The sequence below is a fragment of the Rhodococcus sp. 06-418-5 genome, from assembly GCF_002258285.1.
GTDB lineage: Bacteria > Actinomycetota > Actinomycetes > Mycobacteriales > Mycobacteriaceae > Rhodococcoides.
This window is the reverse complement of sequence record NZ_NOYE01000009.1, coordinates 140,627-158,705: the sequence shown is the minus strand read 5'-3', so window position 1 is coordinate 158,705 and position 18,079 is coordinate 140,627. Positions and strand designations below refer to the sequence as shown.

15 protein-coding genes are annotated in these 18,079 nt (G+C 64.1%); 9 read left to right on the top strand and 6 right to left on the bottom strand.

Annotated elements, in window-relative coordinates:
* Window positions 1–25 precede the first annotated feature (25 nt).
* From CH274_RS04610 to CH274_RS04600, 3 genes are read right to left on the bottom strand one after another with little or no spacing between them, the layout of a single operon-like run.
* Window positions 26–1,795 (bottom strand): ABC transporter permease, encoded by a 1,770-nt coding sequence (locus CH274_RS04610; protein WP_094656904.1) that lies wholly within the window; start codon window positions 1,793–1,795, stop codon window positions 26–28.
* Window positions 1,792–2,928 (bottom strand): ABC transporter ATP-binding protein, encoded by a 1,137-nt coding sequence (locus CH274_RS04605; RefSeq protein ID WP_094656903.1) that lies wholly within the window; start codon window positions 2,926–2,928, stop codon window positions 1,792–1,794. Before CH274_RS04605 ends, CH274_RS04610 begins: the two co-directional genes overlap by 4 nt.
* 46 nt (window positions 2,929–2,974) lie before the next feature.
* Window positions 2,975–4,366, bottom strand: coding sequence for an MmgE/PrpD family protein (locus CH274_RS04600; protein WP_094656902.1), 1,392 nt, complete (start codon window positions 4,364–4,366; stop codon window positions 2,975–2,977).
* A gap of 236 nt (window positions 4,367–4,602) precedes the next feature.
* Here CH274_RS04600 and CH274_RS04595 point away from each other — a divergent pair, with 236 nt between their 5' ends.
* From CH274_RS04595 to CH274_RS04585, 3 genes are read left to right on the top strand one after another with little or no spacing between them, the layout of a single operon-like run.
* Window positions 4,603–5,304, top strand: coding sequence for a GntR family transcriptional regulator (locus tag CH274_RS04595; protein ID WP_032405656.1), 702 nt, complete (start codon window positions 4,603–4,605; stop codon window positions 5,302–5,304).
* Between the two features lie 49 nt (window positions 5,305–5,353).
* Window positions 5,354–6,526: an MFS transporter gene (locus CH274_RS04590; RefSeq protein WP_094656946.1), complete on the top strand. Its 1,173-nt coding sequence runs from the start codon at window positions 5,354–5,356 to the stop codon at window positions 6,524–6,526.
* A gap of 26 nt (window positions 6,527–6,552) precedes the next feature.
* Window positions 6,553–7,767: an acetyl-CoA C-acetyltransferase gene (locus CH274_RS04585; RefSeq protein WP_094656901.1), complete on the top strand. Its 1,215-nt coding sequence runs from the start codon at window positions 6,553–6,555 to the stop codon at window positions 7,765–7,767.
* Window positions 7,768–7,780: 13 nt separating this feature from the next.
* Here the strand turns inward: CH274_RS04585 and CH274_RS04580 are convergent, their stop codons facing one another.
* On the bottom strand, window positions 7,781–8,200 hold the full coding sequence (locus CH274_RS04580) for a nitroreductase/quinone reductase family protein (protein ID WP_094656900.1): 420 nt from the start codon (window positions 8,198–8,200) through the stop codon (window positions 7,781–7,783).
* Window positions 8,201–8,364: 164 nt separating this feature from the next.
* Here CH274_RS04580 and CH274_RS04575 point away from each other — a divergent pair, with 164 nt between their 5' ends.
* The 6 genes from CH274_RS04575 to CH274_RS04550 all read left to right on the top strand — a co-directional run bounded on the left by CH274_RS04575 (window position 8,365) and on the right by CH274_RS04550 (window position 15,578).
* Window positions 8,365–9,411 carry an ABC transporter substrate-binding protein gene (locus CH274_RS04575; RefSeq protein ID WP_094656899.1) on the top strand — a complete coding sequence of 349 codons (1,047 nt, stop codon included), beginning with the start codon at window positions 8,365–8,367 and terminating at the stop codon, window positions 9,409–9,411.
* A gap of 92 nt (window positions 9,412–9,503) precedes the next feature.
* Window positions 9,504–10,469, top strand: a complete 966-nt coding sequence (locus CH274_RS04570; protein WP_094656945.1) for a FecCD family ABC transporter permease — start codon at window positions 9,504–9,506, stop codon at window positions 10,467–10,469.
* Window positions 10,466–11,287 (top strand): ABC transporter ATP-binding protein, encoded by an 822-nt coding sequence (locus tag CH274_RS04565; RefSeq protein ID WP_094656898.1) that lies wholly within the window; start codon window positions 10,466–10,468, stop codon window positions 11,285–11,287. Before CH274_RS04570 ends, CH274_RS04565 begins: the two co-directional genes overlap by 4 nt.
* A 59-nt stretch (window positions 11,288–11,346) precedes the next feature.
* Window positions 11,347–12,852 carry a protein adenylyltransferase SelO gene (locus CH274_RS04560; protein WP_094656897.1) on the top strand — a complete coding sequence of 502 codons (1,506 nt, stop codon included), beginning with the start codon at window positions 11,347–11,349 and terminating at the stop codon, window positions 12,850–12,852.
* A 155-nt stretch (window positions 12,853–13,007) separates the two neighbouring features.
* Window positions 13,008–14,381 (top strand): serine hydrolase domain-containing protein, encoded by a 1,374-nt coding sequence (locus CH274_RS04555; RefSeq protein WP_094656944.1) that lies wholly within the window; start codon window positions 13,008–13,010, stop codon window positions 14,379–14,381.
* 315 nt (window positions 14,382–14,696) lie between these two features.
* Entirely contained in the window at window positions 14,697–15,578 is an 882-nt protein-coding gene (locus tag CH274_RS04550) for an MBL fold metallo-hydrolase (protein ID WP_094656896.1), read from the top strand.
* Between the two features lie 209 nt (window positions 15,579–15,787).
* Here CH274_RS04550 and CH274_RS04545 read toward each other — a convergent pair whose 3' ends face one another.
* Both CH274_RS04545 and CH274_RS04540 read right to left on the bottom strand, forming a co-directional pair.
* Window positions 15,788–17,002 (bottom strand): acyl-CoA dehydrogenase family protein, encoded by a 1,215-nt coding sequence (locus tag CH274_RS04545; RefSeq protein ID WP_094656895.1) that lies wholly within the window; start codon window positions 17,000–17,002, stop codon window positions 15,788–15,790.
* A 135-nt stretch (window positions 17,003–17,137) separates the two neighbouring features.
* Window positions 17,138–18,058 (bottom strand): oxygenase MpaB family protein, encoded by a 921-nt coding sequence (locus CH274_RS04540; protein WP_094656894.1) that lies wholly within the window; start codon window positions 18,056–18,058, stop codon window positions 17,138–17,140.
* Window positions 18,059–18,079: the final 21 nt, after the last annotated feature.

The window sequence follows — 18,079 nt, the reverse complement described above, 5'->3', positions numbered from 1 at the left end:
TTCGATTCCTTTCGAGCCGGTTGCGTTATGCATGACCGGACCCACTTTTGGCACCGATCCGGCGCGGCAGGTAGCTGAGGATGAACATGATCGCGCAGTAGATCAGGGCCAGCGCGGAAGCCTCGCGGAGCGCTCCACCGTTCTCGAACTGGTCGTAGATGGCGATCGAGAGTATGCGGGTGTCGGTGGTGTACAGGAACAGGGGCACGGTGAGCTCGCGCATGCTGAGCATCAGCAGCATCAGGAACGTCGAGGACACCGCGACGCGGAGCAGCGGAATCGTGACGAAGCTGATGGCACGAAAGCGGCGTGCTCCCAACAGAACTGCGCTGTCTTCCAGATCGCGATCGGTCGACTGGATCGCAGCAGCGATACCGCGGAATCCCTGTGGCATCTGCACCGCGACGAATCCGATGATCAGAACCCAGAGCGTGCCGTATACGGGCACCGGCATGACCAACCACGTCCAGAGCAGTCCGATTCCGAGAACGATTGCCGGGATGGCCAACGGCACCATCGACAGCGCTTCGAGCAGACCGCGTGCGTACGAACTGGTGCGGTAGACGGTGTAGCCGACGAGGAAGGCCAGCACGGTTCCGCCTGCTGCCGCCATCACGGACACCAGGACGCTGTTGGTCGCTGCCGTGTGGAAGGTCTCCGAGGAGAACACGTCCAAGAACGAGGTGATATCCAATGCGCCCGGCTCGGTCAACGAACCGAACGACTGCATGTACGGCGAGCTGCGGATGGCCGAAAAAAACAGGGCGAGAAGCGGAAGCACAATCGCGAGAACGAAATACAGCAGCGCCAGCAGCAGTGCCGGTGTACGTAGCTTGCCGAGGTCGAGGGTGCGAGCCTTGACTCCCTTGCCCGAGACCGTGGTGTAGGAACGCTTGGCCAATACCTTGCGCTGCACGATGGTGATCGCAATGACGGCGGCGACCAGAACGATCGCGATGACCGATGCCTCGTTACCGCGCGAGGGCGAGGTGTTCATCAACCTGTAGATGAAGGTGGGCAGAGTGTCGATCTGGCCGGGGGTGGCCAATACCTGTGCAACAGGGAAGTTTTCGAGGATCAGAATGAACATCAACAAGCCCGAACCCATGATTGCCGGCAGCGCCAGTGGGGTGGTGACCGAGCGAATCGTGCGCCAGGTGGACGCTCCGTGCACGTTGGACGCATCTTCGAGGTCGGGGTTCATCAATGACATCGAGGCGTGAATGAGCAGGAAGGCGTACGGCGCGTAGTACATGGCGAACACCATGACGACGCCACCGGTGGAGTACATGTTGACCGGGCTTCCCATTCCCAGATCTCGGCCCGCTACGTTCAGCAGACCCGCTCCCGGACTTCCGAGAATCGACCATGCCAATGCACCCACGTACGACGGCAGGAACATCGGCATCAAGCCGATGAGAAAGACGAAGGACTTTCCGCGGACGTTCGTTCTGGCGGTGATGAATGCCAGGAATCCGCCGATGCACAGGGCAATTGCCGTCGCGGACACCGCAATGAGCAAGGAGTTCGCGGTCGCTCCGAGGACGCCGGCCTCGAGAAGGACATCGACGTTCTTCAGCGTGAGATCGAACGAGATGCTTCCGGGGCGCGGGACCGTCTCACTGAACGCTGCAAGCAGGACGAAGCCTGCAGGTACCAGCACGAGGAACGCAACGACGAGCAGCAGGGGAAGGCTGCCGAACTTGCCGCGCCGGCCGATCTTCTTGTTGCGCTTACGTGGTACGAGTGGAAGTGGTGCCTCCGGTGCCGACTTCTCGAGGAGTGACGCACTCATGCTGCTACCGCCACTCGGGATTCCGCAACCGGGGCCTCGTCGGGCAGAACCTTGACCGCATCCGCGGCGATGGTGACCTTGACGCGTGCACCCGGTGCCAGCAGACCGTCGGTGGGCGGCGCGCACACGGCGTCGAGCTGAACTCCGCCGTCGAGCTTGACCTTGCACCGAATGGTCGATCCCTGGAAGACAGCGATCTCGACGACGCCGTCGAGGATGTTGGTGTCGGAATGGCTTGCGGCCGAGGCAGCGTCGCGGGGCTGGTCGAGCGTGACGAGAATGTCTTCCGGTCGAATGCAGGCGCTCGACGCCGCCGTGGGCACGTCGGAGGCGGACCGAAGCACGACCTCGGACCCGGTGAGATGAAGCGATCGCGATGTCGAGTCGGCCGCGACCGAGAAGACATTGGTCACGCCGAGGAAGCTGGCGATCGAGGCGCTCACGGGCGAACCGTAGATCTGCTCGGGAGTGCCCAGCTGACTGATGCGACCCTCCTGCATGATCGCGATGCGGTCGGCCAGAGCAAGCGCTTCCTGCTGATCGTGGGTGACGTAGAGGCTCGTCAGACCACGTTCGGTCTGGATCCTGCGGAGCTCGACGCGAAGGTCGTCGCGCAGCCTGGCGTCGAGGTTGGACAGTGGCTCGTCGAGTAGGAGCACGCTCGGGGCCATCGCCATGGACCGTGCGAGGGCCACACGCTGCATCTGCCCACCGGAGAGCATGCTCGCTCCGCGGTCGGCCAGGTGCGCCAGTCCGACGAGTTCGAGTACGGCGAGCGCCTCGGCCCGACGCTTGGACTTCGCCACGCCCTTCATCTTCAGCGGGAACGCCACGTTCTCGAGGACGGTCTTGTGCGGCCACACGGCGTAGGACTGGAAAACCATGCCCACATTGCGCTTGTACACCGGAACCACTTTTCCGGAGTTGCCATCGAACACCGTCTTGTCGCCGATCGAAATGGTTCCACCGGTAGGCATTTCGAGACCGGCGATGCAGCGCATCGTGCTGGTCTTTCCGCAGCCCGACTGGCCGAGCAGGACGACCGATTCGCCGTCCGGGATGATCAGGTCGAGACTCTTGATGGCTACGAAGTCGCCGTAGGCGAGTTCGAGATCGTGAACTGCAACCTCCATGAGAGGTCCTTTCTGTATCCGACGGCTGCCCGCGGAAGTGGATGTCTTAGGTGGTGGTGGAGTACGCGCGCACTGCGGCGTCGAGATCGTCGAGGAAGGTGAGGGTGTCGAAGTTCCAGCAGGATTCGATCAGCTGCTTGGCTCCGTCGGCACCGATCAGTGGTTCGACCAGTCCGCGAGCTTTGACCTCGAGGTCGGCGTCGGACATGGGGTTGGTCGGCTCCCCGTACGGCTGCTCGACGCGGTGGACCAAACGACGTCCGTCCTTGGTGGTGATCGCAACCTCGGCCGGGCGTCCGGTCTTGGGGTACGACGCCTCGGCGGCCTCGTCGAGGCGAACAGTCACCGCGTCCATGAGTGCGACGATGTCGGCGTCCTGTCGGGTGGTCTCGGCGAAGTCCGTCATGGTGACGGCTCCGCGAACAGCTGCCACGGCGACAGTGAACGGAAGACTCAACTGTGCCTGCAGGATGGTGTCGAGGACTCGACCTGCGTGGCGGGTGGCGATGGCGAAGGTACCGACGTCGATGGAGCTGATATCGGCTGCATCGAGGGAATGTTCGTTACGGAGCGCCAGGACTGCGTCGATCGCACCGTGCAGGTGTCGGCAGCACGGATACGGCTTCACGTAGGTGCGCAGTAGAACCCAGTCCTCACCGAGTCCTCGGGTGAGGGTGTCGGCGAACCAGTCCGTGCCTTCGTCCCCCGCATAGGCGGCGAAGTAACCATCACGACCCTCGAAGATGGTGGTGGGACCGGTCAGGCCGGCTTCGGCCAAGTCGGCACTGGCGATGCCGTCACGGGCAGCTTTGCCTGGATGGAAGCGCTTGACCTCGGCCGAACCGCCCAGGAACTCGAAGACGCCGCTGGCGTGCGAGCCGGCGAGGCCGAGCGCGTTGGCAACGCCGTTCGCGTCGAGCTCGAGCAGAACCGCGACGGCGGCAGCCGCCCCGAAGACTCCGGCGATCGGGGTGTTGTGGAAATGGCGGTTACGTGTTGCGGGGTGGCCTGCGTCGGCAATTCTGCACGCCAGCTCCATTCCGATGGCGGAGGCGATCAGGACGCGCTCACCGCTGATCCCGCGCTCCTGAGCGACTGCGAACACGGCCGGGAACACCACCGAAGTTGGGTGCATCGAACCCGGTGTGTACCCCTCGTCGGACTCGATTCCGTGGCCGTTGGTTCCGTTGAGCAGTGCTGCGCCCAGGGCAGACGTGCGACCGTGACCGATCGCAGTGGAGGTGGAGCCTGTGTAGGACCGCGAGACGTGCACCCCGACGGCGCGCGAAACATCTCCGACTGCGCTTGCGGCCACGCCGGCCAGGTGATCGAGGAGCATGCGCCGAACATGATGATCCATCTTCCCCGGGAGTGGGGCATTGCTCTGCCTCACGATCCAGTCGGCGATATCCAGTGTCAGATTGTGCTGGGAGCTCATTCGCATCTCCGTAATCGGTCTCGTCAGTGATTGTCTCGCCGGTGGGAAGGGCCTACATCGTTATCGAACAGCGAGTTGCCGGTCACACTCCCCTGCGCTGGTGATGCACGTTACACACTCTATAGAGTGTTGTCTACTGTCCATAGTCCATGTGCAACCGACTGTTTATGCGTAAGGTCGACACACGATGGTGTAGACAAAATAGAGCGCACTTCGCACGAAGAGAGGTCCCCGGCATGAGCGTCTCCAGTTCCGCCCCGCCAGTGAGCCGGACGAAATACGTAGTCGATCGCCTCAAGGAAGACGTGGCCAGCGGTGCGATCAAGCCCGGCGAGTTGATCAAACAGACCGTTCTCGCGAAGCGATACGGAGTCAGCGCCACACCGGTCCGCGAAGCACTGCGCATGCTCGAAGCCGACGGAGTCGTCTCCTACGACGCACACAAGGGTGCGTCGGTACGAGAAATGACGCCGGACACCGCCCGCGACCTCTATCGCCTCCGCGCCGCGGCCGAGCGCACGGCCGCCGAAATGGCCGTGGAGAGAATGACGCCGCGTGGACTCGACGCGATTCGCGCGGCACATGCAGAGCTGTCCGCCGCCCAGGAAGCGGGCACCAGCACTCCGGCCGAACTCTCGGTTCTCAATCGAGCCTTCCACTTCGCCATCTACGGCCAGACGTCCCCACTGATCGTTCAGCACCTCGAACTTCTGTGGGCCCGTTTCACCCCCGGCACCACCGTGTGGCGTCGACCGGCAGATGCGGCCGAGCTTCAGCACGATCACGACGGCATTCTCGCCGCGATCGAGCGAGGAGATGCGGAGGAGGCCGGGCGACTGACCGCCGAACACGTGGCCCGCGCCAGCCGCATTCGCGAACGGGAGCCCGACCTTCGGGCTGCAGGAGCCGACGAAATCGAGAACTTCTCGAATGAGTGACCTCCCTGTCGGTCGCATCGAAACCGGCACGGGACACTGAGCGCAGATGATCAAGTCTTGGTTTGTGATGCTCTGTGCCACAACGGCACTCATCCAGGCGGTGTACGCAGCAGTACGTGTGATGATCACCTACAAAGCGTTGGAACTCGGCGGTGATGCCCTGACGGTCGGAATCCTCACGGCCCTGTATTCGCTGCTTCCACTGGTCGCGGCGATGCAGATCGGACGGGCGGTCGACGGTCGCCGGGCGGCGACCATGCTGCGCCTGGGCACCGCGATCTCACTCATCGCCGTCGCAGTCGTCATCGTGAGCTCGGGGATCGTGGTACTGGCTGCCGGCTGTATCTTACTGGGCTTCAGCCACATCCTGACCATGGTGTCCAGCCAGGGCTACATCCCCGTCCGGTCGAAACCGGACGACTACGACCGGCGCTTCGGTGGATTGACGGTCTGGATATCGGTGGGCCAGTCGATCGGAATACCGATCGTCGGCTTCATCGCCTCACGCAGCGACGTCGGCCATGTGGACACACAGGGAGCCTTGGTTGCCATGTTCGGCGTCGCGGTCGTGGCCTCGATCCTCACGTTGGCGCCCTCACTGAGTATCAGCGGGGCCTCGGTCAGCGCGCGCAAGCAGCACGAAAAACAGTCCACACGAACGATGTTGACGACACAAGGCATGCGTCCAGCAGTATTTTCGAGTTTGATCATTCTGACGTCCATGGACCTGATGACCGCGTACCTACCGGTCTTCGGCGAGCAGTACGGGTACAGCGTCGTAGTCGTGACAGTCATCTTGACAGCTCGCTCCGTCGCCGCCATCATCTCACGTACGCTGCTCACTCAGCTGTTGAAAGTGGCTCCCAGACAGTGGCTTCTGGTATCCGGGAGCCTCTGCTCCGCTCTCCCCATGGTTCTGGTCCCGATCCTGCCGAACCAATGGGTAGTGGGTGTACTGATCGCGATCGCCGGATTCTTCTGGGGTCTCGCTCAACCCCTGACCATGACTTGGGTTGCCGGACTGGTGAACCCACGGAACCGTGCGTCTGCTCTCTCGCTTCGCCTGACGGGCAATCGCCTCGGGCAAGTAGTCATCCCCCTCGTCGCAGGCACCTTCGCCGGCTCGGCCGGGGCGGGTGCGGTCTTCTACCTCACGGGCGGGCTGCTGGCCGGGGCCGCAGCATCGACGTGGCGGGCTCTGTTCCGAACTCAATCTCCTTGAACACCGACCTCCAGTAAGGAATTCACATGCCAGACGCCGTCATCTGCGAACCTCTTCGAACGCCCGTCGGACGGTTCGGAGGCGTTTTCCGAGACATAGCCCCCGAGGAACTCGCAGCCACTGTCATCCGAGAAATAATGCACCGCACCGGCATTCAAGCCGGCCGCGTGGACGACGTCATCCTCGGCCAAGCATCACCCAACGGAGAAGCACCCGCACTCGGCCGAGTCGCAGCATTGCAGGCCGGACTGGGCATCGAGGTTCCCGGGCAGCAGATCGATCGCAGGTGCGGATCGGGCCTGCAAGCAGTCATCAACGCGTGCATGCAGGTTCAGACCGGAGCCAGCACTCTCGTCCTGGCCGGCGGAGCAGAGTCGATGAGCAACGCCGAGTTCTACGCGACCGGCATGCGATGGGGCGTCAAGGCAGAATCGGTCCAGTTGGCCGACCGATTGGCCCGCGCGCGTGTCACCGCAGGAGGGGCGCACTTCCCGGTTCCCGGCGGAATGATCGAAACCGCGGAGAACCTACGTGCCGAGTTCTCGATCTCACGCGCAGACCAGGACTCGCTGGCAGTGCTGTCGCATCGTCGAGCAGTCGCCGCGCAAGCGAACGGCGTCTTCGACGAGGAAATCGTCCCGGTGTCGGTTCCCAATCGGAAGGGTGATCCCACAGTCGTTGCCGTCGACGAACACCCGCGCCCCGACACCACCATGGAGAGCTTGGCTTCACTACGTCCGATACGCCAGCGGGTCGACCCCGATTCGACCGTCACTGCGGGAAATGCCAGCGGTCAGAACGACGGCGCGGCGCTGTGCGTAGTCACGACCCCTGAGGTCGCATCCGAGTTGGGCCTTCGCCCGCTGGCCAGACTCGCATCCTGGGCGGTAGCAGGCGTCCCGCCCCGCACGATGGGCATCGGCCCGGTTCCCGCTACGCGAGCCGCACTCGGTCGGCTCGAACTCGGGCTCGAAGACATGGACGTCATCGAACTCAACGAGGCCTTCGCAGCGCAGGCTCTCGCGGTCCTCAGAACCTGGGAGATCGAGCCCACCGATCCGCGACTGAACCCCAACGGGTCGGGCATCTCGCTCGGCCACCCAGTCGGCGCAACCGGAGCCCGAATCTTGGCGACACTTCTTCGGGAAATGGATCGGCGCGAGGTTCGCTACGGACTCGAGACCATGTGCATCGGTGGAGGACAGGGACTGGCTGCGGTATTCGAGCGCACGGCGCTCTGATCGAAGTCGTGAGTCAGGCGGACGTCAACCGAAAGATCGGGAACCGACGACCCTCCGCCGTCTCGACGTATTTCGCGAAGCCCTCGGACGCGTCCAAAAACTTCTGCCAGTTCGCGTCCCACTCGTCGTCGGGGAGTTCCGACACGGTCACCGCGATGGTTCGGACGGCACCGTCGCCGGGAACCTCGACATCGATGGCGGGGTGTGCACGCAGGTTGTGCACCCACGCAGGATGTTTCGGTGAGCCGGCTGCCGAGCCCACGATCAGCCAGCTGTCGTCCTCCGGAATCGCCATGAGTGGGTTCAACCGGATCTCACCGCTCTTGGCTCCGATGGAGTGCAGCACGACGAGCGCATCACCGAAACCCGCCGTCGACACGTGTCCGCCGTTGCTCCGGAACTCGTCGATGATCATCTGGTTGAAGTCGGCCATAGGACGAGTATGCCGCGCATCGTGTCCTTTCGGACCCGATCGAATGCCACGATTTCCATCGGCGCAGGACAAAGGTTAGCCTGTGCTCATACACGCCTCGGTGTGTGCCGCCGTCGGGCAATCCCCGGCGGCTCGTTGCTGTCTTAACCCGAAGGACATTCCACGTGCTCAACGTTCGTCGCCGCGCAGGCACTCTCGCTGCCGCCGCCGCCCTGATCGGATCGCTCGTCGCCTGCGGAGCATCCGAGGAGGTCTCCGACGCCACCGCGGAGGCCACCGACGGCGGGACGTCGTATCCGCTGACGATCGAGAACTGCGGCGAGTCGGTCACCTTCGACTCCGCCCCGCAGCGAGTTGTGTCACTCGACCAGAACTCCACCGAAATCCTTCTCTCGCTCGGTGTGCAGGATCGGATGGTGGGCACCGCATCCTGGACCGATCCGGTCCGCGACAACCTCGCAGACGCCAACGCCGCGGTTCCTCGACTGGCCGACAATGCCCCCACCTACGAGGTCGTCGTCGATACCGAACCCGACCTCGTCACCGCATCGTTCGGACGCCACTTCGAGCAGGGCGGCGTCGCGCAGCGTTCGCGCTTCACCGAAACCGGTGCCGCCACGTATCTTTCACCCACCGACTGCGACGCCGGTCGTAGCGTCAACGGGGGCAACACCCGGACGACGCCGCTCACCATGGAGTCGCTGTACCAGGAGATCACCGAACTCGCGGCGATTTTCGACGTCAACGAGCGCGGTGCCGAATTCGTCGAAGAACTGAAGACCCGCATGGCCGACGCCACCGCGCGAACCGCAAATGCCGATGTGTCCGTGGCCTTCTGGTTCGCAGACACCAAGAGCCCGTACATCGCAGGCGGACGCGGCTCGGCCGATCTGCTCGCCAGAACGGTCGGAATGACGAACGTCTTCGCCGATACCGACGACGACTGGCCCGCCGTCGGCTGGGAGACCATGGTGGATCGGGATCCGACCGTCCTCGTACTGGGTGACCTGGCCCGCAATCGCTTCCCCGGTGACCTACTCGCCGACAAGATCGCATTCCTCGAGTCCGACCCCGTCACCAGCACGATGGCCGCCGTCCGCGACAAGCGCTACATCTCGCTGCACGGCGCGGAGATGAACCCGTCGATCCGGGCCGTCGACGGCGTCGAGAAGGTGTCGGCCGGACTGCGCGACCTGGGACTGTCGTCCTGACCGCGACCATCACCCCGCGGCGGACCGCCCAGCGATCGCACACCGACCTGTGGCGTTGGGGGTTGGCTCTGCTGGGCGGTGTCGTGCTGTGTGTGGTGTCTGTTCTCGTCGCCATCACGCTCGGGCCCGCGAACATCTCGCTGGTCAACGTTCGCGATGTGGTGCTCAACCATCTCGGCGTCACCGATGTGCCGGTGAAAGCGTCGAAGAACGCGATCGTCTGGGAGGAGCGGCTCCCCCGAGCACTCGTCGCTGCGGCCAGTGGCGTCGGGCTCGGGATCTGCGGCGTCATCATGCAGTCGCTTCTGCGCAATCCGTTGGCGGATCCGTTCGTGCTCGGGGTGTCCTCGGGTGCGTCGACGGGAGCCGTGGTGGTCGGCGTTCTCGGTGTCGGCGGTGCCGCACTCGGTCTGTCGGGCGGCGCGTTCATCGGTGCGCTCGTTGCGTTCGGGTTGGTGCTCTTCCTTGCCCGCATGTCCGGTAGCGGAAACGACCGCGTCATCCTCGCCGGTGTCGCGACCACTCAGTTGTTCTCGGCGCTCACATCTTTCGTGATCTTCGCGTTCGCGGACTCCGACGAGACCCGCGGCGTGATGTTCTGGCTCCTCGGATCGTTCGAGGGAGTGCGATGGAACGACGTCGTGCTCTGTGTGACCGTTGCCGGTATCGGCGCAGTGGTCTGTTGCTACTACGCGTACGTGCTCGACGCATTCGCGTTCGGAGACTCGGTGGCGTCCTCGCTCGGCTTCGACGTCAAGAAGGTGCGCCTGGCACTGCTCGTCGGAACCGCCCTGATCACTGCGACACTCGTCAGCGTGGCCGGTGCCATCGGTTTCGTCGGCCTCATTCTTCCGCACGCGGCGCGACTGTTGGTGGGGCCCAACCACAGCCGCCTCGTGCCCACCACTGCCGTCATCGGCGCGATCTTCATGGTGTGGGTCGACGCCGTCTCCCGAGTCGCCTTCGCCCCGACCCCACTGCCGGTCGGCGTCGGAACAGCACTGGTCGGCGTCCCTGCCTTCATCGCAATCATGGCTCGCAAGAGAGGAATTCGATGACACTGCACGCGTCGAACGTCTCCTGGAAGCGCGGCGGCGCACTCGTGGTCGACGGAGTGACGCTGCACCCCGCGCCCGGCCGAACGGTTGGCCTGTTGGGGCCCAACGGTTCCGGTAAGTCCTCGCTGCTCCACCTGCTGGCCGGGGCCGCGTCGCCAACCTCAGGCGTCGTCGAGTTGGACGGTGCCGAGCTCGGTTCGCTCAAACGCAAGCACATCGCTCGCGCCGTCGCGGTCGTCGGACAGCACGCGCACACGGACGTCGACGTGACGGTCGGAGATGTCGTGCGTCTGGGACGGATCCCCCATCGCGGGGCGTTCGGCGGTAGCGACCTCGACGACGACGCAGTGGACGACGCGCTCGCGCAGACCGGACTCACCGGCAAGGCGGATCGATTGTGGCGCACGCTGTCCGGCGGTGAGCAGCAGCGGGCGCACATTGCACGCGCACTCGCCCAGCAGCCTCGCGAGATGTTGCTGGACGAGCCGACCAACCACCTCGACATCCATCACCAGCTCGAATTGCTGGCCCTCGTCGCCCGTCTGCCGATCACCAGCATCGTCGCGCTGCACGACCTGAATCTGGCCGCGATGTTCTGCGACGAGGTGCTCGTGCTCCAGGACGGCAGGGTCGTCGCAGGTGGCGCACCTGCGGACGTGCTGACCGAAGAACTCATCGCCGAGGTGTATCGAGTACGGGCGCGGGTGTCGTTGGACGACGAGAACGGACGGGTTCACATCCGTTTCGATGCGGCGGCCGGGTACGAGACCGTCGAGGGTGAGCAGAACACCCGCGTGACGGCAGTCTCGCGCGGCTGATCGGAGTCGGACTGCAGCCCCGGGAGGTTGGGTGCCACGATTCGTGGTACCCCTGAACCATGAGCGAATCTTTCGGACCGGGCGTTTCGACCACGAGCCTGCCCCCATTCGGGTTCGAGTCGACCTTGGCCGACCAGGTCCCCGGCGTCACCTTACCGTGGCAGGGCACCTACGCACCGGATCCTCGCGTACTGATCCTCAACGACGGCCTGGCCCGGTCACTCGCGCTCGACCCTGCGTCGCTGCGCACTCCGGACGGGGCCGGCGTGCTGTCCGGATCCGTTTCTCCGACCGAGACCGCCACCGTGGCGATGGCGTACGCGGGTCATCAGTTCGGCAACTACCAGCCATTGCTTGGGGACGGCCGAGCGCTGCTGCTCGGTGAGCTTCGCGACGATCAGGGCCGTCGGGTCGATCTGCATCTCAAGGGTTCCGGTGCCACGCCGTTCTCGCGCGGTGGTGACGGGCGTGCGGTGGTGGCAGCCATGCTGCGCGAGTACCTGATCAGCGAGGCGATGCATGCGCTGCACATCCCCACCACCCGCTCACTCGCCGTCGTCACGACCGGAGAACGGGTGGTGCGAGAGGGAGGTCCGCAGCCCGGCGCGGTACTGGCCAGGGTGGCGTCGAGCCATCTGCGGGTGGGCACCTTCGAGTTCGCTGCCCGACGAGAGGGACTCGCGCAGACCCTCGCGGACTACGCGATCGCCCGCCACTACCCCGAATTCGTCGAGCGAGCACCCGAGGATCGCTACCTCGCATTCTTCGAGGCCGTCGTCGATGCTCAGGCGTCCCTTGTCGCACAATGGATGTCGGTCGGATTCGTGCACGGCGTCATGAACACCGACAACACGACGATTTCCGGCGAGACCATCGACTACGGGCCGTGTGCCTTTCTGGACGCCTACGATCCCGCCACGGTGTACAGCTCCATCGACCACGGTGGACGCTACGCCTACGGCAACCAACCCGCCGTTCTCGGGTGGAATCTGGCGAGATTCGGCGAAACACTACTGCCACTGGTGAATTCGACTCCCGATCTCGCGATCACCGCCCTGACCGCGGTCCTGGACACCTACGGGGATCGCTACCGACAGCACTACGGCGCCGCGATGGCCGCCAAACTCGGCCTGGACGAGGGTGCAGTCGATGGCGCTCTCGTCGACGATCTGCATCGGTTGCTCACGGATCACCGCGCCGACTGGACCCTGACTTTCCGCGCCCTCGCCGAGAACCTACGCGGAAACTCGGTGCCGTTCGACTCCCTCGTCCCACCCGACGCCTCCAGGAGTTGGCTCGAGAGGTGGCGGACTGCGGTTTCGGCTCGGGGACAGGACTTTTCATCCGTCGCCGACGGTATGGACCGCGTCAACCCGGCATACATTCCCCGGAACCACCTGGTCGACGCTGCGCTCCAGGCTGCGACGACCGGCGATCTGGGGCCCTTCGAGCGTCTGCTCGAGGTCGTCACATCGCCGTTCGACCGACACGATGACCGGGCGGATTACGCCCTGCCTGCTCCTGAGAACTTCAGTGCCGGTTTTCGGACCTACTGCGGAACCTGACTTCCTGCGCGCACCTGCAGGCCCCGGCAAGGGTCGTCGTGATGGACATCGCCTGCCGACCTCGTCAATTCACGAAAACCGCACCGGGTGCGGCCCACGGTGAGAGACTGTGGTGCGTGCAGACGCTGTGGCCCTGGGGTGCTCGTGCACGATCGATGACAAACCTGCGTCCGATCGTGCTCTCGGTGTGCGTGGTCGTTCTGATCGGCGTCGGCATTCCCGTTTCGGCACATGCGGTTCCTGGTGTCGAGGGAACCGCGCGCACGTGTTCGGCACCGTCTGTCGCGGAAGCCGGTTTCGAGCGCGCAACCCCGTCCGAAGTTGGGATGGACGATAGGGCTCTCGCCGACGCGGTGGCATTGGCATCGTCACGCCTGCGTACCAACGTGCAGGTGTTTCGGTACAACTGCCTCGTCGGGGAAGGCCCATACAACGAGGCCACAGGCAACACACCGTGGCACTTGTGGAGCTCGACGAAAAGTGTGGTGTCGATGCTGGCGGGTGTGGCCACCACCTTGGGCGAACTGGACGTCGACGCGACGATCGACCGGTACCTTCCCCCAGGCCAGGGCGATGCGGCACACCGCAGCATCACGGTACGGCAGTTGTTGAACCAAAGTTCCGGGCTCGCGCAGGGGATCGTGTCGGACGGCATCCCGAGCGGCCTCGACGTGACCGTCGACGTCGCGGCCGAAGCCCTGTCTCGGCCGTTCGTCACGGCCCCAGGACAGGACTTCGCATACTCCCAACGCGGGCCGGACCTGTTGGCCTACGTTGTCGAGAACGCCGTCGGCGAAGACCTTCAAGCCTTCGCCCAGCGAGAGTTGTTCTCTCCCATCGGCATCACACCGGCCGACTATCATTGGGCGAGAGACCGCACAGGGCACACATACGGCTTTGCACTCCTGTTCATGCCGCCCAACGACTTTGCGCGACTGGGAATGCTGTTGGCGAACGACGGGTCGTGGAACGGTCGCCGGATCATCTCCCGCGATTACGTTTCCGCGCTTCGCGAGCCGTCCCGGACGAACGCCTGCTACGGATTCTTGGTGTGGCTGAACCGAACACCATGCCACGGACCCAGTTTTCCGTCCGAGCAGACCGTAGATGCCCCGCTGATGGGACCGATGCCCGATGATGCCTACGCCATGGTCGGGTTTCTGCAGCAGAACAATTTCATCATCCCCAGTCTTGGCGTTCAGGTCACGTGGAACGGTGCTTTCGGAGACGTATCGCCGGATCCGGCGACAGTGCTCAGTGCAAGTGTCAACAGCGAGCTGTATTCCAGTTTCTTCAACGCACTCGCCGCGGCATTACCGGACGCGGATATCGTGCCGCGCCCGTATCGACCGACATTCAACGTCGACATCGACCCCGCCAGCTTCCTCGACACCAGTGACCTGTTCGACAGTGTGCAGGACCTGGGACCTCATTCGACCAGAATGCCCTTCGCCGCCACCCCGCCAGGATGCCTCCTGTTCGTCTGCCTGCCGATCTCGCCTCAGACACCGCACAGAGTGGGCAAGTGAGTCCTCTTTTCGGCAGCGTGTGCGGCCGGACCTCGTTTCGAACAACGGTCTCTGCGCCGCCCTGTACGCCGATCTCGACAGACATGCGGGACGTCGGTCGACCTGGCCAGATATACCTTTCGCGATCCCCGTACCCGCCGGTTCTATCCCGAGTGGAGTGACCTCACGGACATGACCGTGCACACCGCCGAACCGGGTACCCCGTCAGGCGACGCGCTCGGCCGGCTCAGACGTCAGGTAAAGCGGTGCCGTCTGAGTTTCGGTCGTTGGTGGATCGGCACTGTCCGGCAGCATCATTGGGGTTAGGATCCGGTCGTGCCTTCTTCCCCTACACAATGGTCGGTCGGCGACGTCGTCATCACTCGCGTCGACGAGATTGCGTTGGAGGGGCAGGGACGGTGGCTGCTTCCCGACGCCACCCCCGAGCTCGTCGGCGCTCAACCTTGGCTCGATCCGTCGTCCACCGACGAGGACGGCGAGATTCGGGTGTCCGTGCACAGCTTCGTGGTCGATATCGCCGATACACGCGTCATCGTCGACACCGGTGTGGGAAACGGCAAGGTCCGGGAAAATCCTGCATGGAACGACCTCGACACCGAATACCTCCAGCGGCTGGCCGGCGCAGGAGTGTCACCGGATTCGGTCGACCTCGTGGTCACTACACACATCCACCGTGATCACGTCGGATGGAACACCACCGTGCGAGAGGGTCTGTGGGAGCCGACCTTTCCCCGCGCCCGATATCTCACGTCCCGCACGGAATGGGACTTCTGGGCTTCCCAGGAGTTGAGCGCGGACCAGGAGCGGATGTTCGCGGACTCCATCACCCCGATCAGGCAGGCAGGACAACTCGATGTGGTCACTGCCGAATCGGCGGTCGAGATCGCCGACGGAATCGAACTGATTCCCACACCGGGCCACACCCCCGGTCATGTGTCGGTGCGGATCTCGTCGGCGGGCGAGACAGCCTTCATCACAGGGGATTCGATGCACCACCCCGTGCAGCTCGCCCACCCGAGTCTGTGCTGCGGTGCCGACGTCGATCCACTTCTGGCTCGACGCACCCGAGAACTGATCCTCTCCAGCATCGCCGACACGAACACCCTCCTACTGGGCAGCCACTTCACACCGCCCACAGGCGGCCATGTAGAGAGCACGACAACAGGATTCGTTCTCGTTCCCGCTCCGGCACGGTAGCGCTGCGCGGAAAAGTCGCTCTCCTTCGCGCTCGAGCGAAGGCCTGTGCGTCGATCATCACTGGCCACATACCGTCGCTCTGTCGCCGTGAGGATTGCCGCTCGAAGGGCCGCTCTCGGTTGTTCGCCGATGGGCCGAGATGCACGTGCGTGAAATCGACGACCATCGCCAGTCCTCCAACACCGATCGGCACGCTTACCTGATGACACTCAGCGGTTGCGTTTCTGCTCCGCCCGGATCAATCCGCCGCCGACGATCAGTCGCTGAATTTCGCTCGTGCCCTCGTACAGGCGCAGCAGTCGCACATCCCGATAGATGCGCTCGACCGGGACCTCTCGCATGTATCCGGCACCACCGTGGATCTGGACGGCGAGATCGGCGACCTTGCCCACCATCTCGGTGCAGAAGAGTTTCACCGCGGACGGCGCGATACGCCGATCGGTCTCCTGCACCCACGCCCGCGCAGCCTCACGGACCATGGCCCGGCCCGCCATCACACCGACCTGCTGATCGGCGATCATGGCCTGCACCAGTTGGAAGTTCCCGATCGGCTCACCGCCCTGAGTGGACGCCGCCGCATGCGAGACCGATTCGTCCAGCGCGCGCTGCGCCTGACCGACGGCCAGCGCCGCAATGTGTACCCGCCCCCGCGCCAGCGAGGTCATCGCAGCCTTGTAGCCGATATCGATCATGGGTCGTTCCGCAGGCTCCACTCCTGCATCGCTGTTGCCGCCAACCAAGGCGTCGGCCTCGACGCGTACGTCGGTGAAGTTCACGTCGGCCGTGCCGGATCCCTGCTGCCCCATCTTCGCGTCCTTGACACCGACCTCGATTCCCGCAGCGTCGGCGGGAACCACGAATACCGCAATACCGTTGCCGCTCAGCGGTTTCGGGTCCAGTTTCGCGAAGACGACGAACATGTTCGCGATCGGCGCATTGGTGATGTACCGCTTGCTGCCGTTGATGACCCACCCGGAGCCGTCGACCGTCGCAGTGGTCTTCAGGCCCGCCGGATTGGATCCGGCCCCGTCCTCGGTCAGCGCGAAGGAGGCAACGACGTCACCGGACGCCATGCCCGGCAACCATTTCGCCTTCTGTTCCTCGGTGCCGAACCCCACCAGCACCTGCCCGGCAATTCCGTTGTTGGTGCCGAACATCGATCGCAACGCCAACGAGGTGTACCCGAGCTCCATGGCGAACTCGACATCCTGAATCAGATTCAGGCCCAGCCCACCCCACTCCTGCGGAAGCGCATAGCCGAACAATCCCATCTCGGCAGCCTGCGTGCGCAGATCCTCCGGGATGGCATCGGTGTTCATGATCTCGAGTTCGCGCGGGACGACACGCGACCGCACGAACTGCGAGACCTGCTTCAACACGTCGGCGAAGACGTCGTCGGGTACATCGGGATTCAGCGTGTCCATCGGACCACTATCTGTCAGAGCAACGTGATTCGTCCACTGCCGTGCGAGGGCTCGAACGACTGGAAGACCCGACGGTCGGGACCAATCCGGCCTCGTCGCGTGCGTACATCGGAGTCCTCGTGACTCTGTTGTCCATCAACGGCTTCCCAGTGCCGGGCCCTCGGTGCGTCCGACGGCCTTGCGGTGGCCGAGTGTGGGAATGTCCAGCGGCTTGGGATGCCGCGTTCCGAAGTGGTCGGACCAGGATCGGTGGGGCCGATGCGGGCGAACGCCCTGAAATGCCAGGTACGCACCGATCGCCGGCGGCACGACATGCCGATGGCCTCGGGACGGCTCGGGCAATCGATGTATCGCACGCAGGTCTTCGGTGAACACCGACAGCAGAATGCCGTCGGCGAAGCGCTTCGTCCGACCGGGGAACCATCGCTCCTGCCAATCGAGGAACAATTGATCGACGATCTTGCGGGCACCGTCGGTGTGCTCGTACCGAGACTCGTAGTCGAACGTCCAGCGCAAGAAACGCTCTCGCGTCTGCGGAACATCGAGGCCCATGTACTCCCCGACCTGACGCCAGAAGTGAAAACGCGCTTCACGCTCGTTGTCGGTGAAGACGCTCAACCCGAGATGTTCGACGATGCGGTCCGGCTCGAAGGCCAGCGAACCCAATGTGTACAGCTTGTCGTCGTCGGTGATACCGAACCGCGAGTGAATCTGCTCCATGCGGTCGATGATCGATCGGCCGTATTCGCTGGAATGCCCGTGATGGAGCATCTCGCCGAAGAAGAGCAGCGTGTCGTCGTTGCGTCTGCGCACGTCGTGCATCATGTCGCCGGTACCGGTCCGGTACAGAATTCGCGCGATCGACGGAACCGCCACCTGTCGAGCGAATGCCACGGTGTACGCGGCATGGGCGAAAATGGCGTCGCCATAACGGACTTCGAGGCTCAGATGCGTGGCTTCCTCGTTGCCCACAACCGGGTCGAGTTCCTCGATCCGGCGACCGACCGCCCGCCCCGTCACCCACTTCCGAGACATCAGTGCCGCGTTCGTTGCCATGACTTACCTCCACGTTCCGTC